The organism is Thalassospira sp. CA1 (assembly GCF_059052855.1).
Genome location: NZ_JBZCIA010000001.1, coordinates 128,897 through 147,403 on the forward strand (window position 1 = coordinate 128,897; position 18,507 = coordinate 147,403).

An 18,507-nucleotide genomic window follows, 5' to 3' on the forward strand; every position below is an offset into this window, starting at 1 on the left:
TTTTCATCGCCCCAACTTTCGAAGCTTTGACCAGGAGACCCCGATGGCAACCACCAACGCCCCGCTCAATATTCTGATTTCCGCTGCCGGCGACGATCAAAAGTGGAAAAGCGTGATGGTTGACCGCCTGCCGGACGCCAATATCGTGACCGAGGAAGACGATTACGATCCTGAAACGATTGACTATGCCCTGTTCTGGAAACAGCCACAGGGCCTGATCAAGACGCTGCCAAACCTCAAGGCCATCTTCTCGCTCGGTGCCGGGGTCGATCATGTTGTTTCATCGCCCAGTCTGCCAATGGACTTGCCGGTCATTCGGCTTGAGGATGCCGGTATGGCCGATCAGATGGTGCAGTATCACCTTTATGCCGCGCTTCATTTCATGCGTGACTTTGATGTCTATAGCGCCCAGCAGGCCAAGGCCGACTGGACCCAGCATGACGTCGCGCGTATTTCGCAATGCCGGGTCGGTGTCATGGGGCTGGGCGCGCTGGGCTCGGCGGTTGCTGTGTCGCTGTCCAATCTTGGCTTCTCTGTGTCGGGCTGGAGCCGCTCGATGAAGGCTATTGAAGGCATTTCGACCTATGCCGGCAAGGAAACGCTGGCCGAATTCCTGGGTCAGTCCGATATCCTGATCTGCCTTCTGCCGCGCACTTCTGAGACCGAAAATGTGCTTAATAGCGATACGCTTTCCTTCCTGCCCAAGGGGGCTGCGATCATTAATGCCGCCCGGGGTGCGATGATCAACGAGGCCGATTTGCTGCGCGCGATTGATACCGGCCATCTGCGCGGCGCGTTTTTGGATGTCGCGGCGACCGAACCGCTGCCCGAAAGCCATCCGTTCTGGGATCACGGGAAAATTCGCATCACCCCGCACATCGCAGCCGCCACCCGGTTTGAAGAATCGGTCGATCAGATCGCCGAAAACCTTGATCGTCTGGCCCGCGGCGAAACCCCGCGCGGTCTAGTCAATCGCGACATCGGCTATTGACCTATTTCTCGCCAAAGTGGAATTTTATTCCTGTTCGACCACGTTGCGCATGTTTTGGCTAAAAACAGGGGAAGAGAATGAGGTTTTGGCAAGGGATTCGCTTTTTGTGCTGGTTGTCAGCATCTGGCGCGCTTTTCTGCTTCATCCTCGGAATGCTGAGATCAGCAAGCAACGTCCAAAAGACTGCGCAGATGTCTGCGACAAACTTGCTCGTTAGTTTTCAGTGGGAAACTGTTGCAGCAGGTCTGTTCGGTCTTGCAGGCGGCCTAGCCGTCATAACAGCAACCCAGCGACAGATGACACAAACCCGGATTGCGGACGCGAACCGGGAACTTGTTGATGTTGACTTATTGTTGGAACATCAACGGAAAGATATTGAAGAAATTAAGAAGCACGTCGAATATTGGCAACACCGCTATAATTGCAATATCGATTTTGATCCGAGAGTTGCAAAAGATACCCTAAAGCATCTCAAGAATAACATCGTCAATGATAAACTATTCAAACTCGTTGAAGGTAATCCAAGACTTCCAGAAGACCTTAGAGCGTACGCAAAAATCGCCCACGGTTCGCCAAATGCACTGTCGCTTTGTCGATACAACAACGATGGTGAGAACTTTGCTGAGACATTGAACAAAGTTGATATTATTGCAAAGGATTATAAAACCAAACGCCAGAATTTTAAGAACTCACGGGACCAGTTCTTTTCTTTTTTGGTGAATAGATAAGCAGATTCATGTCAGCCAAAACCTTTGTTGCGCTTCGCGTTGACTGTGACGCCGCCACTGCCTTTGACCAGTTCACGGACCAGACTGATCACTGGTGGAAACAGGGGCCACGCAACCGCCTGCTTGGCAATCGTCCGGGCATCATGGAATTTGGCGAAAGTGATGGCGTGCGCTATTTGCAGGAAGTCGATAAACGCCGCCCGGATTTCATCGTCCGCGCCGGTAAGGTCACCAAGTGGGAACCCGCCAAGCGCCTGAGTTTTGAATGGAACTGGCCGATGGCCGATCCCAAGGAACCGGCGACATTGGTTGATATCCGCTTTGGCGGGCAGGGCGATTACACCCGCATCACGCTGGAACATCTTGGCCTTGAAAAGCTTTCGATGGCCCATCCCGGGCGCAATGGCCTGAATGACAACCGTTTCAAGCCGATGATGACCCATTACTGGCAGGCGCACCTGGTTTCATTACGAAATCGGATCAAACTGCTTTCACGTGACTCAAACCCGGCCTGACCCGGCAAAATCAAGCCCCGCCAGCAATTCAGTCAGCCAGTCGACAAATACCCGCACACGCGCCGAAAGCTGCCGGTTTTGCGGATAAAGGACCGAAACCGGCATCGGATCGGGCGGGCAATCGGGCAGGATTTCAATCAGTTTGCCGGATTTAAGGTCATCGGCCACGCGATAGCGCGGCACCTGCACAACCCCCAATCCGGCGGCTGCACATGCGGCATAGCTGTCCGCCCCGGTCACTGAAATACTGGCCGGCAGCATGATCTCACAAAGCTTGCCATCCATCCTGAAATCAAGCGGGATCGGCTTGTCATCGGCACCGGATAAAAAACAAACCATCTGATGCCCCTGACTTTTCAGGTCGGCAAGGGTTTCGGGCATGCCGATGCGGGCAATGTAATCGGGGCTTGCAACGGTGGCCTCGTGCAAAAGCGCCAAGCGCCGCCCGATCATCGATGAACTGGCCAGATCGCCACTGCGCAACACGCAATCAAAGCCTTCATGCACCAGATCAACAAAACGATCGCCATCGGCCAGTACCAGATCGATCCCCGGATAGCGATCCCGAAAATCACCAAGGGCCGGGATGATAAAGGTCCGCGCCAGCGTGCCTTGCAGATTAACCCTAAGCAACCCTTTGGGATCGGCATTGGTAAAGCTGCCATCGGCTTCTTCGAGATCGGCGAGAATCCTGACACAGCGCTGATAATAGGCCTCCCCGTCATGAGTCGGATTGACAGTCCGCGTCGTACGCTCCAGCAACCGGGTGCCCAACCGTTCTTCCAGCCGCTGGATGGAATTGGTCATGGTGGCACGCGGGATCAAAAGATCGCTCGCCGCCTTGGTAAAGCTTTTGCGCTCTACCACGCGCACGAAATTGCGCATTTCCTCAAACCGGTCCATTCGCCATCCTGATTGTTATTCAATTTCGAATAATGATGTCGAATATAACCTAATTATCCAAAAAGTCATCTTGGGCATAGTGGGCCCATGCCCTTGAGGCCCCCGTAACCACCAAGGAAACTTTTGATGTCTGCCAATCAAAACAAAACCGCCATTATCACCGGCGCATCACGCGGCATTGGCGTGGCGCTTGCCAAACGTCTGGCGGCGGATGGCTTTAACGTTGTCATCAACTATGCCAGCTCTGCCGCGCCCGCCGAAGAACTGGCCGAAACCCTGAAATCCCAGGGCCACAACGCCATCGCAATCAAGGCGGATATTGCCCGGCCGGATGCGGTTAAGGCCCTGTTTGATAAAACCATTGCCGAATTTGGCGGCGTTGATGTCGTTGTCAATAACGCCGGTGTCATGACGACCACCCCGATTGCCGACATGGACGATGCCACCTATGACGCGATGATGGACATTAATGTCCGTGGCACCTTCAACATGCTGCGCGAAGGCGCAAAACACCTGCGTGACCATGGCCGGGTGATCAATTTCTCGACCACCGCCCTTCATCTCAAACTGCCGGGCTATGCCATCTATAACGCCACCAAAGCCGCGGTCGAGGCAATGACAGGCGTTTTCGCCAAGGAACTGCGCGGTCGCCAGATCACGGTCAATGCCGTTGCGCCGGGCCCGGTTGCAACCGAACTGTTCCTGAACGGCAAGACCGACGAACAGATTGCCAATTTCGCCAAAATGCCGCCTCTCGAACGGCTTGGTGAACCCGATGACATCGCCGGTGTGGTGTCCTTCCTGGCCGGACCGGATTCCGGCTGGGTGGATGGTCAGACCATTCGTGCCAATGGCGGTCTTGCCTGACCCCCATAAACCCTGCTTGCCGGGGTCCCTGGTTGGATATCGGCATGATTTCCCCCATCCCCGTGCCGATTTTCTGAGCTGGCCCCGCGATGCTGGCAATGATGTCGCCTGCGATAAAACAGGCGGCGTCATTGCCATATTGCCTTGATCCCCGGCTTTGCCCATGATGGCCCGCCATCAGCAAAGGGATCCAACAATGTCAAACGCCGCCACCACCATCACAAAATCCGATGACATCACGTTTCGCTATGCCACCCGCGATGATCTGCCTGCCATCGTTGCCCTTTTGGCCGATGATGAAAAAGGCAAAACCCGTGAGAAACTTGGCGATCCGCTTCCCGATGCCTATTACGCCGCATTTGACGCGATGGAATCGCAATCAACCAAAGCGCTGCCCAACAAATATCTTCTGGCCATCAAGGACACCGATATTGTCGGCTGTTTGCAACTGACCCTGATCGCCGGATTGTCGCGGCGCGGCCAACTGCGCGCGCAGATCGAAGGGGTCCGGGTGGCAAGTACTGCCCGCGGTCAGAAGATCGGCGAAAAATTGATCAAGCAATCCATTTCGATTTCGAAATCACTTGGCGCGGCTTTGATACAGTTCACAACGGATAAAACCCGCAAGGATGCCCATCGGTTTTATGAACGGCTTGGATTTGTCGCCAGCCACGAGGGCATGAAGATGGCTCTTGATCCGAAATAGGCCTTGTTTACTGCCAGATTGCGCACACGCAAATACGCCGGGCGCATTTCGTGATAGGGTCTGATGATTGTTGGCCTTACGGCTGCATCCATCGAACGGAGGACCATCATGAACTTGAGCGAATTACAAGATCTGGCCCGTGAACGCGGCTTTTCGCATGTTTTCAGCGCATCGGAAAACCATGTCACATGCGATGGCAAACAGGCGAAATATAGCGCCGATGATTTGACGATAATCGATTCCCGTTCTGTCGATGCCGGAACCGACCCGGGCGATGACGCCACCCTTTACATGATCGAGGCCAGCGATGGGACGCGCGGTATGCTGATTGTGCCCAACAGCTTTGATACCGACCGCAACAAGGCCGACCTGATCGACAGTCTTCGCCGCAAGCACAGCTGATTTCGGAACAAGCGGCCAGGATTTGCGTTTTGCCTTTATCAGACAATTTTTGATCGAGGAGGCCCGCAATGACCTTGGCTGATCTTCAGGCAAACGCCAAAGAACACGGTTTTGAACATCATTTCATGGCCGAGGAAGGCGGTGTACGCAGTGACGGCACCGGCAAGCTTTATACCCCGGACGAGCTGCGCCTTGTCCATTCCAACAGCACCGACCAAGGCACCGATCCGGGTGACGAGGCAACGCTGTTCATGATCGAGGCCAATGACGGCACCAAGGGTGTGATGATCATGGCCGATGCATTTCATGCCGATCCGCACAAGGCCGAAATCATTGATGTTCTGCGCCGTAACCGGGCTGCGTAATCAATTGCGTTGAACGCCACCTCGCACGTTTCCACATTCCCGGATGGACACGTTGCCGGGTGGCATTTCGCAAAATGAACACAAATAAGCGCCCGAAGCGACATAAAGGGTAGGCAGTTTATGCGCTCTCCCTTTACCAAGTGGGGCATTTCATTCGATGTCGGACTTTTTGCCTTTCATTCGCGCCTGGGTCACCGATCCCAGAAAAATATCCGCCATTTCGCCCTCAAGCCCGGCGCTGGCGCGGCTGATCACATCCGAAATCAACACCCAAAGCACCCCGGTTCTGGAACTCGGACCGGGGACAGGTGTGTTTACCCGTGCACTTCTTGATCGCGGCTTGCGTGAAGATGACCTGACATTGATCGAAGCCGGACCGGATTTCTCCCGCCTGCTTTCTGAACGCTATCCAAGGGCGCGCATCCTGCAAATGGATGCCTGTCGTTTGGGTAAAAAGGGCCTGTTTGGCGCTGGTGAACTGGCAAGCGCGATTAGCGGCCTGCCGCTTCTGTCGATGTCACCGCGCCAGATCATGGGAATCTTGTCGGGCAGTTTTGAATATCTGCGCGAAGACGGCGCATTTTACCAGTTCACCTATGGCCCGCGCTGCCCGGTTCCTGAGGCCATCCTGGCCCGGCTTGATCTTCAGGCAACGCGCATCGGCACCACGGTACGCAATGTCCCGCCCTCGTCGGTCTATAAGATCGAACGCAAAAGCCGCCCGGAAATGCTAAGCGAAGTCCGCAAATCCGCCTGAAACGCAAAAAGGGGCACCAACCGTATGGTGCCCCTTTTTCTATATCATCGCCGTTTAAGGCCGATGGAAACGTGTGATCACCACAAATGATGAACGTGCGGGGCGATGCGTTGCTCATAGATGTCGCGCAACTCACCGATCACCTCTGAGGGCAGCGGTGCCACATCACTTGCCGCCGCATTCGCCGCGGCCTGGGCTGCATTCTTTGCCCCCGGAATCACAACACCAACGGCTTCTTCCATCAAAATCCAGCGCAGGGCGAACTGCGCCATGGTGATATTTTCCGGAACCAGACGGCGGATTTCCTCGACCGCTTCAAGCGCAACATCAAACGGCACACCGGCGAATGTTTCGCCCTTGTCAAATTCCTCGCCATTGCGATTGAACGCCCGATGGTCATCGGCGGCAAAGGCGGTATCCTTGGTCATCTTGCCGGTCAGAAGACCGGACGCCAGCGGTACCCGCACGATAACGCCGACATTTTTTGCTTTTGCCTCGCGGAAAAACAGTCCCGACGGGCGTTGGCGGAAGATGTTGTAGATGATCTGAACCGACGCAACCCCGGGATATTCGATGGCTTTCAGCCCTTCTTCGACCTTCTCGACCGAAACACCATAATTGCGGATTTTCCCGGCGGTGACCATTTCCTCCATCACCTCGAACACATCCGGGCGATAGAAAACCTCGGTCGGCGGGCAATGAAGCTGCACCAGATCAAGACAATCCGTCGCAAGGTTCTTAAGGCTCCGTTCAACAAATGCCGTCAGGTTCTGTTTGTTGTAGCCCTCGGACACATGCGGATCGAGGCGACGCCCCGCCTTGGTTGCGATGAACGGACGTTCGCCACCGCGTTCTTTCATGACATCGGCGATGATTTTTTCCGAACGGCCATCACCGTAAACGTCGGCGGTATCGATAAAAGTCGTGCCGTTATCAAGGGCAGCATGCAGGGCCGCGCGCGCGTCAGCCTCTGAAACATCGCCCCAGGCGCCACCAATGGCCCATGCACCGAAACCGACTTCCGAGACCGTGCGTCCTGTCTTCCCAAATTTTCTGTAGTTCATATATCTTTGCTCCTAAGGCATTAACTGGCCGCCATTGACCTCGATGATCTGGCCTGTGATGTAGCCCGCCATTGCGTTCGAGGCGAGAAACAGGAACGCCCCGACACATTCATCGGGCCGGCCCACGCGACCCATCGGGACTGTTGCACTTTGCGCGGCAAGAACATCTGGCGGTGTATAGCGGTCATGAAATGGCGTCTGGATCAGGCCCGGCGAAACGGCGTTCACGCGAATGCCGTCCGCCACAAATTCCTTTGCCTGTCCGCGTGTCAGGCTGCTGACAAAGGATTTTGCCGCCGCATACAGCACAGCACCACCCCCGCCACCATTGCGCGCGGCAATCGATGTCGTATTGACCACAAAACCGTTTTCCGACGCTTTGAGGTAGGGATACGCCGCCACCGTCGCTTCCCAGACCGATTTGCCATTGAGCGCAAAGACACGGTCAAGATGCTCGGGTTCGACCTCGGTCGTCGGCACACGGCCAAGCATGCCACCGGCATTGTTGATCAGGCCATCCAGCCCGCCAAGCATCCGGGCGGCTTCCCTGACAACTTTCGTCGGTGTACCGGTTACACTCATATCGCCCTGAACAGCTACGACATGCTTGGGAAACTCTGCCTGAAGGGCGCGTGCTGCATCACCGCTTTCATTGTAATGAAGCGCAACCTTGGCACCCTGTGCGGCAAACCCCCTGACAATCTCGGCTCCGATCCCGGTCGAGCCCCCGGTTACCAAAACACGGCGCGACATCAGGTCGGGAATCCTGACTGCCTGAATATCACTCATCGTATTCCTCCGGCTGAATTGTCTGACTTTTGGTCAGATTACTTGTTGCACCGCCCCGTGTGGTGTGGTTTTTCATGAAATGAAATCATCCACAAAGTGAATAGAGTTCAACTTGGCTGGAATCGACCGCGCAGAGTTTGCCGATCTACGCCTGTTTCTGGCGATTGTCCGCCGCCAGAGCTTCAAGGCTGCGGCGATTGAATTCGGGCTTTCGCCGTCGGCGGCAAGCCACGCGATCCGCCGTCTGGAACGCCGCCTTGGCGTAAAGCTGATCAATCGAACCACCCGGTCGATCGTGGCAACCGAACTGGGCCAGGACCTTGCAACCAAGCTTGCCGAGGGCTTTGATAAACTCGATGAAGCACTCCAGACGCTTGATGCCCCCGGTGCCGCCAGCTTTGGCGAGGTCCGCATCAACGCCTTTTCCGATGCCGCGCACCTTCTGATCGCCCCGGCATTGCCGGAATTTGCCAAAACCTTTCCCGATGTCAGCCTCAGCATAATCGTTGAAAACCGGCCGATTGATATCGTCGCAGAGGGATATGATGCCGGCATCCGGTTCGGCCATCTGGTCCCCGAAGACATGGTTGCCGTCGCACTTAGCGGACCGCAGCGCTGGGTCGTGGCCGGCGCACCGGATTATCTTGCCCGGCACGGAAAACCCGATACCCCTGAAGATCTGCGCAATCACACATGCCTGCAGCTTCTTCTCGGCGACAATTCACCATTTCCCTGGGAGCTTGGCACTGGCCCCGATCAGAAAAGCTACCGCGTGCCGGGCCACATCACCATTCAGGACACGGCAACCACGATCTCGGCCGCCAAGGCCGGGCTTGGACTGGCCTATTTGCTGGAATCGCGCATTGCCGATGAGATTGCCAGCGGACAGCTTGAAATCGTGCTGGAAGACCATGCATCATCTGATGATCCCTTCCACATGTATTACAGCAGCCGCCACAACAATCATCCGGGCTTGCGCGGTCTGATCAACATCATCCGCAAACAGAACGGCCTGTCGCGCATTTGATCACACCCGGGTCGCCCAATGACGAGGGATTAGCGCCGATAGACCATCTGGCGGTAATTCAGCGCCTCGGCAATATGGCTGCGCTTGACAGTCGCACTTCCGGCCAGATCGGCAATCGTGCGGGCCACCCGCAAAATCCGGTGATATCCGCGGGCTGACAGCTTCATCTGGCGCGCTGCATCCTGAAGCAATCCGCGGCCCTCGGTATCAAGGGCGGCGGCATCCTGCAGGACTTCACCATCGGCCAGCGCATTGGTCGATATACTTTCGTTTTTATATCGCAACATTTGCAATTCACGGGCGAGAAATACGCGTTCGCGCACCGCCTGACTGGTTTCGCCTTTGGCCGGTAAATCAAGGTCTTCGGGCTTCACCGCCGGCACTTCGATTTGGATATCAAACCGGTCCAGAAGCGGCCCTGAAAGCCGTGCCTGATATTCCTCGCCACAACGCGGGGCGCGGGTGCAGGCCAGCTCGTTATCCCCCAAATAGCCACACCGGCACGGGTTCATCGCCGCAACCAATTGCACACGTGCCGGATAGGTCACATGCGCATTGGCGCGCGCAACCGACACCTGCCCGGTTTCAAGTGGCTGGCGCAGCGCATCAAGCACATTGCGCTGAAATTCCGGCAATTCATCCAAAAACAGAACGCCATTATGGGCCAGTGAAATCTCGCCCGGCTTGACCCGATGGCCACCACCGACAAGGGCCGGCATCGAGGCAGAGTGATGAGGCTGGCGGAACGGACGGGTGCGGATCAGGCCACCTTCGGGCAACATTCCGGATACGGAATGGATGACCGTGGTTTCCAGTGCTTGTCTGGCATCAAGGTCTGGCAGAATGCCGGGCAAGCGGGCCGCCAGCATCGATTTTCCCGATCCGGGCGGACCGGACATCAAAAGGTTATGGCCGCCAGCCGCTGCGATCTCAAGCGCGCGTTTGGCACTTTCCTGTCCCTTGATATCGCGCAGATCACCATGGAAATCATTGATCTCGTCTGCGTCGCGCCGGATCGGGCGGGGCAGAATTTGCGTGCCTTTGAAATGATTGATCAGGGCCACAAGGCTTGCGGGGGCCAGGATCTCAAGATCACCGGCCCAAAGGGCCTCTGCTCCGTTGGCGTTCGGACAAATGATGCCGCATTCCTGCATCCCGGCTTCCATGGCGGCGGGCAAAACCCCGCCAACCTTGGTGATGCTGCCATCAAGCCCCAATTCACCCAGCACCAAGAACCGTTCGATATCGTCATGGCCGATGACATCCATCTCGGCCAGAATGCCCAGTGCAATCGGCAGATCGAAATGCGATCCTTCCTTAAGCAAATCTGCCGGGGCCAGATTAATCGTGATGCGTTTGGGCGGCAGGGCCAATCCCATGGCCGAAAGCGCAGATCGCACCCGTTCACGGGCCTCGGACACCGCCTTGTCGGGCAGGCCAACCACCGTAAAGGCCGGAAGGCCACTTGCCATTTGCACCTGCACGTCAACAGGGATCGTTTCAATCCCGGCAAAGGCAACTGTGGTAACCCGCGCTGTCAATTTGCCTGACCCCCATAACCCCAAGTTGCATCACTTTGACGGGAAACGGGGATCAAGGCAACATATCGTTCAAGGACAAGGTGTTGGCAGATCGCGATGCCTATGCCGGTTCCATGTCGGTATTGACCATCCAGGGTGTGCCGAACTTGTCCGTCACCAGACCAAAGCCCTTTGACCAAAACGTTTCTTCGAACGGCATGATGACTGTGCCACCCACCGCAAGCCCGTCAAAATACGCACGCGCCTTTTCGGCAGTCGGGGCATGAATGGATATGTTCATGCCTTTCATCGCCTCGAAATGTTCAGATGGGCTGTCAGACGCCATGATGTTCCACCCATCACCGACAAGGCAGGCATGGGCCATTTTGTCGGCCATGGCGGGCATTTCTTCGGCCATCGGGGTTTCGCCATAGGACATGGTGATAAGCTCACCCCCCAGAACAGACTGATAAAACTCCATTGCCGGGCGGCAATCACCATCAAAGTTCAAATAGCTGATCACTTTCATCGGAGGCTTCCTGTGTAAGAGTGCGTTGGTCGGCACGGCTTATGGTTCAAGCCCGAACTGGGGCTGACAATTTTCAAAATCAAACGGCACGGAAAAATGTTCATGCGCGATGCGCCACTGGCCATCACGCTTTTCAAGCTGAGTGCTTGAACGCATCCAGCTTGAGTTTTCGGTGCCGTCTTCATCACGCATCCCGCAACGGATCAGTAAATGCGCAAAGCCTAGATGGCCTGAGACGCGAATGTTTGGTGTTTGCATCTCGATAGTCATTTCAGCATCTTTGGGCAGACATTTTTCCCAATGGGCGCGGTAGTCGGATATTCCGTTAAGTTGCAACGGTCCAACCGCGTCGTAGGAACAGATATCGGCGTGATAAAGGGCGATAATTGCGTCGATATCCTTGCTGCGAGTGGCAGCCGCCCAACGATCAAACAGATCGGCAATCGCCTGGCGATCTTTGGCTTGTTTATCTGACATCAGACATATCCTTGTGTTGGTGGTGCGAGGGGTTTGGCTTCATGAGTGCTCAGGCCCGATCAGCCGTCGGCGACGGCACGTTCAAGTGCCGCGATATCAATCTTTTGCATTTTCATCATTGCGGTTGCCGCGCGTGCGGCGATGGCCGGGTTCGGATCGCTCATCAATTCAATCAGGCGGGTCGGTGTGATTTGCCAAAACACCCCAAACCGGTCTTTGACCCAGCCGCAATCGCGTGGCTGCCCGCCGTCCGACAGGCAATCCCAGTAATAATCGACCTCTGCCTGATCCTTGCAGTCGACGACGAAGGAAACAGCTTCGGTAAATTTGAAGTCAGACGGAAAGTTAAGCGCGACAAACTGTTGACCGAAAAGTTCAAAGCGGATGGTCAGAATGCTGCCCTCCCGATCGGCGAAGGCAGAACTTCCGCGCATGGTTTCACCGACTTTGGCATCGGCAAAAACCGAAACATAGAAATTCACGGCTTCTTCAGCGGTTTGATCAAACCATAAAAAAGGACTGATCTTCTGCATGGGGCATTCTCCTTGCCGGGCAGAACGGATTTAACGCGGTGACGATCAAAACGGGCGATTTATCAGCATTTTCTTGTTTTCCCATTTGACAAATACGTTGATATCAACATAATTTATCCATGTCAAAAAAAGATTTCAACCATAGCGATCAGATCGTCCCCTATGCCGATACCATAATGGTAAGGGACTCGTGCCTTTGCCTGCATGTCCGGCGTGCGGCACGCACTGTTGCAAGGCGGTTTGATGACGCCTTTCGCCCCCTTGATCTGACCAGCGGGCAATATTCGCTTTTGATGTCGTTAAACCGTCCGCATCCACCGCACATGAAAGATGTCGCCGACCTTCTGGCGATGGATCGCACCACCCTGACGGCCAATCTCAAACCGCTTGAACGGCGTGGACTGATTGAGATTACACCCGACCCCAAAGACAAGCGCGGCCGCCTGCTGGCGTTGACCAAGGACGGCTTACACCTTCTCAGTCGCGCCTTCCCGATCTGGCAGGAAACCCAACAACAGCTGGAAAATCAGGTCGCCGACACGCACCCAAAGCAGCTTCTGGCAGCGTTAATCAATCTGTCTCACGATCAGGATCACTAAGCCTTGCCGGCCAATGGCTGGGAGCAGGGCTTGGCCTCACCCTCTCTATCTTTGGATCATTCGTTCTTGGTCGGTTGTGGTGCAATGCCCGCAAGCACCTGGTCTACCAATGCATCAACATAATCCTGTGTAAGCGGCGCGTACGGGATCATCAGCCGGTAGTAGACCGCGCCATACAAGGCGTCCAACGCGATGTCCAGATTGGCGCCAGGCCTGATTTCACCAAGGCGAACTGCGCGTTCCAGCACCGCCTTTCCCATATTTCGGCGTGGCAGGATCCATTCATTCCAAAACGCACTGGCCAATGCTTCGTCCTTTTGCGCTTCGCCCAATAGATGGCGCAACAAAATCCCGCGCGGTCCGTTCAACGCGTCGACAAGATGACTGATCGATCCAGTCAAAACTTCTTTGACCTCGCCCTGATCGGGGTACTCGATCAATGGTCCCAGTTCTTGCAGAAATGCAGCCATCACGACCCCGGCTGCATTGGGCCACCGACGATAGATCGTGGTTTTGGCCACGCCCGAGCGCCCGGCAATACGTTCAATCGTTGCAAAGCTGACGCCACCTTCCTGTGCCAGTTCCAGTGCGGCTTTCAACGCAGCCTTGGAGGCTCTCGTGTCCCGGGGACGCCCCACACCTGATGTCGTCTCCGAAGCTTGTTGGTGGTCAGAAGTATCAAGTGTCATTGGACTTTGTTCGTTGCTGGCGTGCATGTGATGGCCCTCAAATTAGCTCTTTCCCCCGCACAGGCCAACCGTGAACCACATCGAGAGGATTGACTACGCAGCGTATCGTAATTAAGATTAGATACGTAGCGTATCGAAACATACCCGATATCGGTCACGCAAGGAAAGGTCGATCACATGCCTGAAAAGAACACCCAAACTGTTTCTTACCTTTGCACCACAGGAAAGGTAGCCGGATCGACGCGGTTGTTGAGCTCGGACATGCTGCTTGGCCATCTGCGTGACGAACGCCGTCTTCGCGGCACCAAGGAAGGATGCGCAGAAGGCGATTGCGGCGCATGCATGGTGGTAATTGCAGAACTGACAAGTGATGAGACCAGTGTTGTCTACAGAGCCGTCAACTCCTGCATTCTCCCGCTGCCCGCAATCACCAACCGTCTCGTATTGACAGTTGAAGATCTCGACGATGGTGAAAACGGCCTCCATCCGGTTCAAAAGGCTCTTGTCGAATGCCATGGTTCGCAATGCGGTTTCTGTACGCCGGGCTTCGTGATGAGCCTCTATGCGCTGTACCTCAATCATGATGTCTATCCCGGACGAGCAAGTGTCAATGAAGCGCTGTCTGGCAATCTGTGCCGATGCACCGGCTATTTGCCCATCCTTGAGGCTGCAGAACGCATGTATGCCTACCCGCGCTGCGCACGCGATCCGGAAGTTGATGCTGCAAGATTAAAAGACATGCAGCAAAAACCCGCAGTGCAAAAGCCGCAGGCGGCATACGATACCGCCGCCCAACCCAGAACCATCGCCGAGGTTTGTGAGATTCTTTCCAAAGACAACGATGCGCGAATTGTTGCCGGTGCCACTGATTTGGGTCTTGAGGTAACCAAGGACCTGAAATCTTGGTCCCGCACGGTTCACCTTGATGACGTCCGCGAATTGCAAGAGATAACGCAAACCGCGCAGGGCTTAAGCATCGGCGCATCCTGTGTCCTCTCGGAAGTCTTTCCCCTGATGGCAAAGACTTATCCTGAGCTGAGTGATTATTTTTATCGCTTTGCCTCCTTGTCCATTCGCAACCGCGCGACCCTGGGAGGCAATATCGCAAACGGTTCCCCCATCGGGGACAGTATGCCGGTTCTGCTCGCCCTTGATGCAGACCTCGAAATAGCCCGCACCGCAGAACGCCGTGTTATGGCACTAAGTGACTTCTATCTTGGCTATCGCAAGCTTGCGCTGAAGCCTGCAGAACTGTTGGCCCGCATCTTGGTGCCGCCAAGACCGGAAGATCTTTTCTTAAGGGCCTACAAGATCTCCAAGCGGCGCGAGGATGACATATCGGCTGTCGCGATGGTGATCGCGCTGACGCTGAAAGATGGCATCGTCGAAAGTGCAAGGATTGCCTTTGGCGGTCTGGCTGAAATGCCGCGTCGGGCCACAGGTGCCGAGACGATATTAGAAGGGCAAGCCTTTGGTCGCGAAACGGTCAATGAAGCGGTCGCCTCGATTGAACGTGAATTCAGCCCGATTTCCGATCACCGGGCCAGCGCCTCCTATCGGTTGCGCGTCGCGGGTAATCTTCTCAGACGCGCATTGGCCGAGTTTGAAGGCAATCCAATCACCCAGACAACTCAGCTGAACTGCGAGGTGGCGCTTTGACCCAAGAGATCAAAACCACACGACACTCCGAGATTGGCAAGGAATGGGCCCATGAAAGCGCCCATCTCCATGTCACCGGGCATGCGGAATATGTCGATGACATCCCCGAACTCGAAGGCACACTGCATGCGGCCCTTGGACTTTCGACGGTTGCGCGCGGACACATCAAATCAACGGATTTCACCGATGTTCTTGCATTGGACGGGGTCGAGGCCGTCCTGACCGCCAAGGACATCCCGGGTGAAAACCGTTTTGGCATTATTATCGACGATGAAAGTCTTCTGCCGGACAGCCGGGTTGCCTATTGGGGGCAGCCGCTTTTTGTGGTTGTCGCGCAAACTTACGACATCGCGCGACGCGCGGCACGGCTGGCGCGCATCGAATACGATTCCGAAACGCCATTACTTGCCGCCGAAGAAGCCATAAGCCGATCGGAAACAGTTGTTCCAGCCCGCACGGCAAGGGATGGGGAGCCGGAGCCCGCCATCCGGGCATCTCACCACGTCATTTCCGGTCACTTGAAGATCGGCGGACAGGAACATTTCTATCTTGAGGGACAGGCTGCCTACGCCATTCCGGGCGAAGACAGGCGGATGACCATTTTCACCTCATCACAACATCCAAGCGAAATGCAGGCCTTTGTTGCCCGGATTCTCGGATGGCCATCCGGACGGGTCACAGCGCTTTGCCGACGCATGGGCGGCGCCTTTGGTGGCAAGGAATCGCAATCCTATTATTTTGCCTGCTTGGCCGCCCTTGGCGCCTTCAAGCTCAATCGGCCGGTGAAATTGCGGCTCGACAGAGACGACGATTTCATGATTACCGGTAAAAGACATGCGTTCGATATCGACTATATGCTCGCCGCAAACAAGGCTGGCCAATTAACAGCCGCCGTGTTCGAGCACCGCGTATCCGCAGGGCACTCGGCTGACTATTCCGGTGCCGTGTCCGACCGGGCCATGTTTGATGCCACAAATGCGTATTTCGTGCCCAATTTTACCTGCACATCCCATCGGGCGCGCACCAATATCCAGTCAGCGACCGCCTTTCGCGGCTTTGGCGGCCCTCAGGGCATGCTGGGGATGGAGGTCGCCATGGAAACACTCGCCCTGAGGCGTGGTGAAGATCCCCTCGATTTGCGCAAGCGCAACCTTCTGACGCACGGCACCAATGCCCGGCTACACTATGACCATGTAATCGAAGACAACGTGTTGCCAGACCTGATCGAGACGCTGGAGTCCACAAGCGACTACCGCCGTCGCCGCACCGAGATCAATGCCCACAACGCGACCAATTCCATCATAAAAAAGGGAATTTGCCTTTTGCCCGCCGTGTTCGGGGTGGGGTTCGGGGCAACATTTCTCAATCAGGCTGGCGCATTGGTAAACATCTACGCCGACGGGTCCATTCTGGTGAATCATGGCGGCACAGAAATGGGTCAGGGCCTCAATACCAAGATGTTGCAAATCGCATCCAATGTCTTGGGCGTGTCGCCCGAAAAGGTCATTGCCAGCACCACCGACACCAGCAAGGTGCCCAATACGGTTTCAACGGCTGCCAGTAGCGGGACGGACCTGAATGGCATGGCTGTTTACAATGCTGCCGTCTGTCTCCGCGAACGGTTGGCGACACTGGCAACCCAACTATTCGGTGGCAAGCCGGAAGATGTAATTTTCGCCGATGACAAAGTCCATTCCGGCAGCGAGAGCATCGACTTTTCGGCTCTCTGCGAAGCGGCCTTCTTCCATCAGATTTCGCTTTCCGCAACAGGGTACTACCGGGTGCCCAAGGTTGGATACGATTTCGAAACATTTAAAGGCCGTCCGTTCCACTACTATGTATATGGCGCTGCCTGCTCCGAAGTCGCCTTGGACACGCTGACGGGCGAAACACGTGTGTTAAGGGTCGACATGCTTCAGGATGTCGGCAAATCCATTAACCCCGCCCTCGACCGCGGGCAGGCCATCGGTGCCTTCGTTCAGGGCATGGGATGGATGACGACCGAGGAACTGGTGTGGCGTGATGACGGGTTCCTCGCGACCCACGCACCACAAACCTACAAAATTCCCACCGGCGGCGATGTGCCCGAAGACTTCAGGTTTGCATTCTTCGACAACGAGAATCGTGAAGAGACGATCTACAAGTCCAAGGCAGTCGGCGAACCACCGCTAAAACTATCATTGTCTGTCTTTCTCGCAATTTGGGATGCCGTGGCTTCCTCAACCGGACGCAACCTGCCGCCGCAGCTGAGCGTCCCGGCAACACCCGAAGCCGTTCTCAATGCGTTGGAGATTGTGGAAAGAAACCGAGGAGTTTGATTTGAATATTTGTGTTTTTTGCGGATCAAGCGACGGTGCGCGACCGATCTACAGGCAGGCTGCAAGTGACCTTGGCCTTGCGCTTGCCAAGAAAGAATGCGGCCTTGTTTACGGCGGTGCTAGCGTCGGGCTTATGGGCGGCGTTGCGGATGCCGTATTGAACGCGGGTGGCAAGGCAATCGGGGTTATCCCGAAAAAGCTGGTCGATAAGGAGGTCGCCCACAAATACTTAAGCGAACTTCATGTGGTCGACACCATGCATGAACGCAAAGCCTTGATGGCGAACCTCTCTGATGGATTTGTCGCCATGCCCGGCGGCATCGGCACCCTGGAGGAAACGTTTGAGATCTGGACCTGGATGCAACTCGGCTTTCACGCAAAGTCAACGGTTTTGCTTAATATCGATGGCTTTTTCGATGGGCTGTTGAGCTTCCTCGATGACATGACCGCGGAAAAATTTCTAAAGCCAGTGCACCGGCAAATGGTTGCCGTGACATCCGATCCGGCGTCCGTTCCAGATTTGGTCGCCAATACAAAAACAGTCTACCAAGACAAATGGATTTAGCCGATCTCAAGCCGGAACTTTTGAAAGCAGGCCCCGTCATGGGAAACCGTTCCTTCGAACACGGCACCAAGGCGCCTTAAGGCGGCGAGCTTGGTGCGGGTCGGTGGCAACAGGAAGGTCACCGACGAAATACGCGGATCGGATCGTGCAAATTCAAGTGCCTTGTGCGTGATCGCCATGCCAAGACCGAAGCATTCAGGGCGCAGCACCAGCCCATAATCCCAGTCATCGCCTTCTTTCTGAAACCCGCCCCAGCCGACATAGGTGCCATCATAAAAGATCGCCCAATGCCCCAGGCCATCGCGCTGCCAATAGGCCTTCTTGGCGGCCATGAACCGGGCGACGTCATCCTGATCCCACGGACCGTTTAGCAACGGCATATGCTCCGCCATTCGCGGATCGGACATCTGGGCAATCAGGGTTGCGGGCGCGATATCGTCAAGCGAACCAAACGAAATCGCATCGGATCGGGTTGTCATCGGGCAAGACCAAACTAGGCAAAGA

General features: G+C 55.6%; 22 protein-coding genes. 13 read left to right on the plus strand and 9 right to left on the minus strand.

Annotated features, from left to right (window positions below; genetic code table 11):
* Positions 1-43: 43 nt before the first annotated feature.
* From AC5Q5A_RS00620 to AC5Q5A_RS00630, 3 genes are all read left to right on the plus strand, one after another.
* Positions 44-991 (plus strand): 2-hydroxyacid dehydrogenase, encoded by a 948-nt coding sequence (locus tag AC5Q5A_RS00620; RefSeq protein WP_493893972.1) that lies wholly within the window; start codon positions 44-46, stop codon positions 989-991.
* Between the two features lie 77 nt (positions 992-1,068).
* Complete coding sequence (locus AC5Q5A_RS00625) at positions 1,069-1,719, plus strand: hypothetical protein (protein WP_493893973.1); 651 nt, start codon at positions 1,069-1,071, stop codon at positions 1,717-1,719.
* A gap of 8 nt (positions 1,720-1,727) precedes the next feature.
* Positions 1,728-2,234 carry an SRPBCC domain-containing protein gene (locus AC5Q5A_RS00630; RefSeq protein ID WP_493893974.1) on the plus strand — a complete coding sequence of 169 codons (507 nt, stop codon included), beginning with the start codon at positions 1,728-1,730 and terminating at the stop codon, positions 2,232-2,234.
* Here the strand turns inward: AC5Q5A_RS00630 and AC5Q5A_RS00635 are convergent.
* A complete protein-coding gene (locus AC5Q5A_RS00635) occupies positions 2,220-3,137 on the minus strand; it encodes a LysR family transcriptional regulator (protein WP_493893975.1) in 918 nt (305 codons plus the stop codon). The two genes, AC5Q5A_RS00630 and AC5Q5A_RS00635, sit on opposite strands and share 15 nt — an antisense overlap.
* Positions 3,138-3,263: 126 nt before the next feature.
* Between AC5Q5A_RS00635 and AC5Q5A_RS00640 the strand changes: the two genes are divergently transcribed.
* The 5 genes from AC5Q5A_RS00640 (at position 3,264) to AC5Q5A_RS00660 (ending at position 6,234) form a co-directional block, all read left to right on the plus strand.
* The gene (locus tag AC5Q5A_RS00640) at positions 3,264-4,004 is read left to right on the plus strand and encodes an SDR family oxidoreductase (RefSeq protein ID WP_493893976.1); all 741 of its coding nucleotides are present in this window, start codon (positions 3,264-3,266) and stop codon (positions 4,002-4,004) included.
* A 196-nt stretch (positions 4,005-4,200) separates the two neighbouring features.
* Positions 4,201-4,710, plus strand: coding sequence for a GNAT family N-acetyltransferase (locus AC5Q5A_RS00645; protein WP_493893977.1), 510 nt, complete (start codon positions 4,201-4,203; stop codon positions 4,708-4,710).
* A gap of 108 nt (positions 4,711-4,818) precedes the next feature.
* Positions 4,819-5,112, plus strand: coding sequence for a hypothetical protein (locus AC5Q5A_RS00650; RefSeq protein ID WP_008888805.1), 294 nt, complete (start codon positions 4,819-4,821; stop codon positions 5,110-5,112).
* A gap of 68 nt (positions 5,113-5,180) precedes the next feature.
* Entirely contained in the window at positions 5,181-5,477 is a 297-nt protein-coding gene (locus AC5Q5A_RS00655; protein ID WP_008888804.1) for a hypothetical protein, read from the plus strand.
* A 157-nt stretch (positions 5,478-5,634) separates the two neighbouring features.
* Positions 5,635-6,234 carry a class I SAM-dependent methyltransferase gene (locus AC5Q5A_RS00660; RefSeq protein WP_493893978.1) on the plus strand — a complete coding sequence of 200 codons (600 nt, stop codon included), beginning with the start codon at positions 5,635-5,637 and terminating at the stop codon, positions 6,232-6,234.
* A 77-nt stretch (positions 6,235-6,311) separates the two neighbouring features.
* Here the strand turns inward: AC5Q5A_RS00660 and AC5Q5A_RS00665 are convergent, their stop codons facing one another.
* Together AC5Q5A_RS00665 and AC5Q5A_RS00670 are read right to left on the minus strand one after the other, a co-directional pair.
* Positions 6,312-7,298 carry an aldo/keto reductase gene (locus tag AC5Q5A_RS00665; protein ID WP_493893979.1) on the minus strand — a complete coding sequence of 329 codons (987 nt, stop codon included), beginning with the start codon at positions 7,296-7,298 and terminating at the stop codon, positions 6,312-6,314.
* Positions 7,299-7,310: 12 nt separating this feature from the next.
* On the minus strand, positions 7,311-8,087 hold the full coding sequence (locus tag AC5Q5A_RS00670) for an SDR family NAD(P)-dependent oxidoreductase (RefSeq protein ID WP_493893980.1): 777 nt from the start codon (positions 8,085-8,087) through the stop codon (positions 7,311-7,313).
* A gap of 112 nt (positions 8,088-8,199) precedes the next feature.
* Between AC5Q5A_RS00670 and AC5Q5A_RS00675 the strand changes: the two genes are divergently transcribed.
* Positions 8,200-9,114: a LysR family transcriptional regulator gene (locus tag AC5Q5A_RS00675; RefSeq protein WP_296990971.1), complete on the plus strand. Its 915-nt coding sequence runs from the start codon at positions 8,200-8,202 to the stop codon at positions 9,112-9,114.
* 29 nt (positions 9,115-9,143) lie between these two features.
* On the opposite strand, the gene AC5Q5A_RS00680 is transcribed toward AC5Q5A_RS00675, so the two are convergent.
* The 4 genes from AC5Q5A_RS00680 to AC5Q5A_RS00695 all read right to left on the minus strand — a co-directional run bounded on the left by AC5Q5A_RS00680 (position 9,144) and on the right by AC5Q5A_RS00695 (position 12,173).
* Positions 9,144-10,655, minus strand: a complete 1,512-nt coding sequence (locus tag AC5Q5A_RS00680) for a YifB family Mg chelatase-like AAA ATPase (protein ID WP_493893981.1) — start codon at positions 10,653-10,655, stop codon at positions 9,144-9,146.
* Positions 10,656-10,755: 100 nt separating this feature from the next.
* A complete protein-coding gene (locus AC5Q5A_RS00685) occupies positions 10,756-11,163 on the minus strand; it encodes a VOC family protein (protein WP_493893982.1) in 408 nt (135 codons plus the stop codon).
* A 39-nt stretch (positions 11,164-11,202) separates the two neighbouring features.
* A complete protein-coding gene (locus AC5Q5A_RS00690) occupies positions 11,203-11,640 on the minus strand; it encodes a YybH family protein (RefSeq protein WP_493893983.1) in 438 nt (145 codons plus the stop codon).
* A 59-nt stretch (positions 11,641-11,699) separates the two neighbouring features.
* A complete protein-coding gene (locus AC5Q5A_RS00695; protein WP_493893984.1) occupies positions 11,700-12,173 on the minus strand; it encodes a VOC family protein in 474 nt (157 codons plus the stop codon).
* 119 nt (positions 12,174-12,292) lie between these two features.
* On the opposite strand from AC5Q5A_RS00695, the gene AC5Q5A_RS00700 reads away from it, so the two are divergent.
* The gene (locus AC5Q5A_RS00700) at positions 12,293-12,772 is read left to right on the plus strand and encodes a MarR family winged helix-turn-helix transcriptional regulator (protein ID WP_493893985.1); all 480 of its coding nucleotides are present in this window, start codon (positions 12,293-12,295) and stop codon (positions 12,770-12,772) included.
* Positions 12,773-12,828: 56 nt separating this feature from the next.
* Here the strand turns inward: AC5Q5A_RS00700 and AC5Q5A_RS00705 are convergent, their stop codons facing one another.
* Positions 12,829-13,461 (minus strand): TetR/AcrR family transcriptional regulator, encoded by a 633-nt coding sequence (locus tag AC5Q5A_RS00705; RefSeq protein ID WP_493893986.1) that lies wholly within the window; start codon positions 13,459-13,461, stop codon positions 12,829-12,831.
* A gap of 177 nt (positions 13,462-13,638) precedes the next feature.
* Between AC5Q5A_RS00705 and xdhA the strand changes: the two genes are divergently transcribed.
* Genes xdhA through AC5Q5A_RS00720 form a run of 3 tightly spaced genes read left to right on the plus strand, consistent with a single transcriptional unit; the run spans position 13,639 to position 18,003 of the window.
* A complete protein-coding gene (gene xdhA / locus AC5Q5A_RS00710; protein ID WP_493893987.1) occupies positions 13,639-15,120 on the plus strand; it encodes a xanthine dehydrogenase small subunit in 1,482 nt (493 codons plus the stop codon).
* Positions 15,117-17,438 (plus strand): xanthine dehydrogenase molybdopterin binding subunit, encoded by a 2,322-nt coding sequence (gene xdhB, locus AC5Q5A_RS00715; protein WP_493893988.1) that lies wholly within the window; start codon positions 15,117-15,119, stop codon positions 17,436-17,438. Before xdhA ends, xdhB begins: the two co-directional genes overlap by 4 nt.
* Entirely contained in the window at positions 17,413-18,003 is a 591-nt protein-coding gene (locus AC5Q5A_RS00720; protein WP_493893989.1) for an LOG family protein, read from the plus strand. The genes xdhB and AC5Q5A_RS00720 overlap by 26 nt, the downstream gene beginning before the upstream one ends.
* Here AC5Q5A_RS00720 and AC5Q5A_RS00725 read toward each other — a convergent pair.
* Positions 18,000-18,482 carry a GNAT family N-acetyltransferase gene (locus tag AC5Q5A_RS00725; protein WP_493893990.1) on the minus strand — a complete coding sequence of 161 codons (483 nt, stop codon included), beginning with the start codon at positions 18,480-18,482 and terminating at the stop codon, positions 18,000-18,002. The two genes, AC5Q5A_RS00720 and AC5Q5A_RS00725, sit on opposite strands and share 4 nt — an antisense overlap.
* Positions 18,483-18,507: the final 25 nt, after the last annotated feature.

Bases quoted from the DNA above. Each gene is read 5' to 3' on its own strand.
- AC5Q5A_RS00655 (WP_008888804.1), top strand. From the start codon at position 5,181: ATGACCTTGGCTGATCTTCAGGCAAACGCCAAAGAACACGGTTTTGAA.
- AC5Q5A_RS00650 (WP_008888805.1), top strand. From the start codon at position 4,819: ATGAACTTGAGCGAATTACAAGATCTGGCCCGTGAACGCGGCTTTTCG.
- AC5Q5A_RS00630 (WP_493893974.1), top strand. From the start codon at position 1,728: ATGTCAGCCAAAACCTTTGTTGCGCTTCGCGTTGACTGTGACGCCGCC.
- AC5Q5A_RS00690 (WP_493893983.1), bottom strand. From the start codon at position 11,640: ATGTCAGATAAACAAGCCAAAGATCGCCAGGCGATTGCCGATCTGTTT.
- AC5Q5A_RS00700 (WP_493893985.1), top strand. From the start codon at position 12,293: ATGTCAAAAAAAGATTTCAACCATAGCGATCAGATCGTCCCCTATGCC.
- AC5Q5A_RS00645 (WP_493893977.1), top strand. From the start codon at position 4,201: ATGTCAAACGCCGCCACCACCATCACAAAATCCGATGACATCACGTTT.
- AC5Q5A_RS00695 (WP_493893984.1), bottom strand. From the start codon at position 12,173: ATGCAGAAGATCAGTCCTTTTTTATGGTTTGATCAAACCGCTGAAGAA.
- AC5Q5A_RS00625 (WP_493893973.1), top strand. From the start codon at position 1,069: ATGAGGTTTTGGCAAGGGATTCGCTTTTTGTGCTGGTTGTCAGCATCT.
- AC5Q5A_RS00660 (WP_493893978.1), top strand. From the start codon at position 5,635: ATGTCGGACTTTTTGCCTTTCATTCGCGCCTGGGTCACCGATCCCAGA.
- AC5Q5A_RS00670 (WP_493893980.1), bottom strand. From the start codon at position 8,087: ATGAGTGATATTCAGGCAGTCAGGATTCCCGACCTGATGTCGCGCCGT.
- AC5Q5A_RS00640 (WP_493893976.1), top strand. From the start codon at position 3,264: ATGTCTGCCAATCAAAACAAAACCGCCATTATCACCGGCGCATCACGC.
- AC5Q5A_RS00635 (WP_493893975.1), bottom strand. From the start codon at position 3,137: ATGGACCGGTTTGAGGAAATGCGCAATTTCGTGCGCGTGGTAGAGCGC.
- AC5Q5A_RS00725 (WP_493893990.1), bottom strand. From the start codon at position 18,482: ATGACAACCCGATCCGATGCGATTTCGTTTGGTTCGCTTGACGATATC.
- xdhA (WP_493893987.1), top strand. From the start codon at position 13,639: ATGCCTGAAAAGAACACCCAAACTGTTTCTTACCTTTGCACCACAGGA.
- AC5Q5A_RS00620 (WP_493893972.1), top strand. From the start codon at position 44: ATGGCAACCACCAACGCCCCGCTCAATATTCTGATTTCCGCTGCCGGC.
- AC5Q5A_RS00665 (WP_493893979.1), bottom strand. From the start codon at position 7,298: ATGAACTACAGAAAATTTGGGAAGACAGGACGCACGGTCTCGGAAGTC.
- AC5Q5A_RS00705 (WP_493893986.1), bottom strand. From the start codon at position 13,461: ATGACACTTGATACTTCTGACCACCAACAAGCTTCGGAGACGACATCA.
- AC5Q5A_RS00685 (WP_493893982.1), bottom strand. From the start codon at position 11,163: ATGAAAGTGATCAGCTATTTGAACTTTGATGGTGATTGCCGCCCGGCA.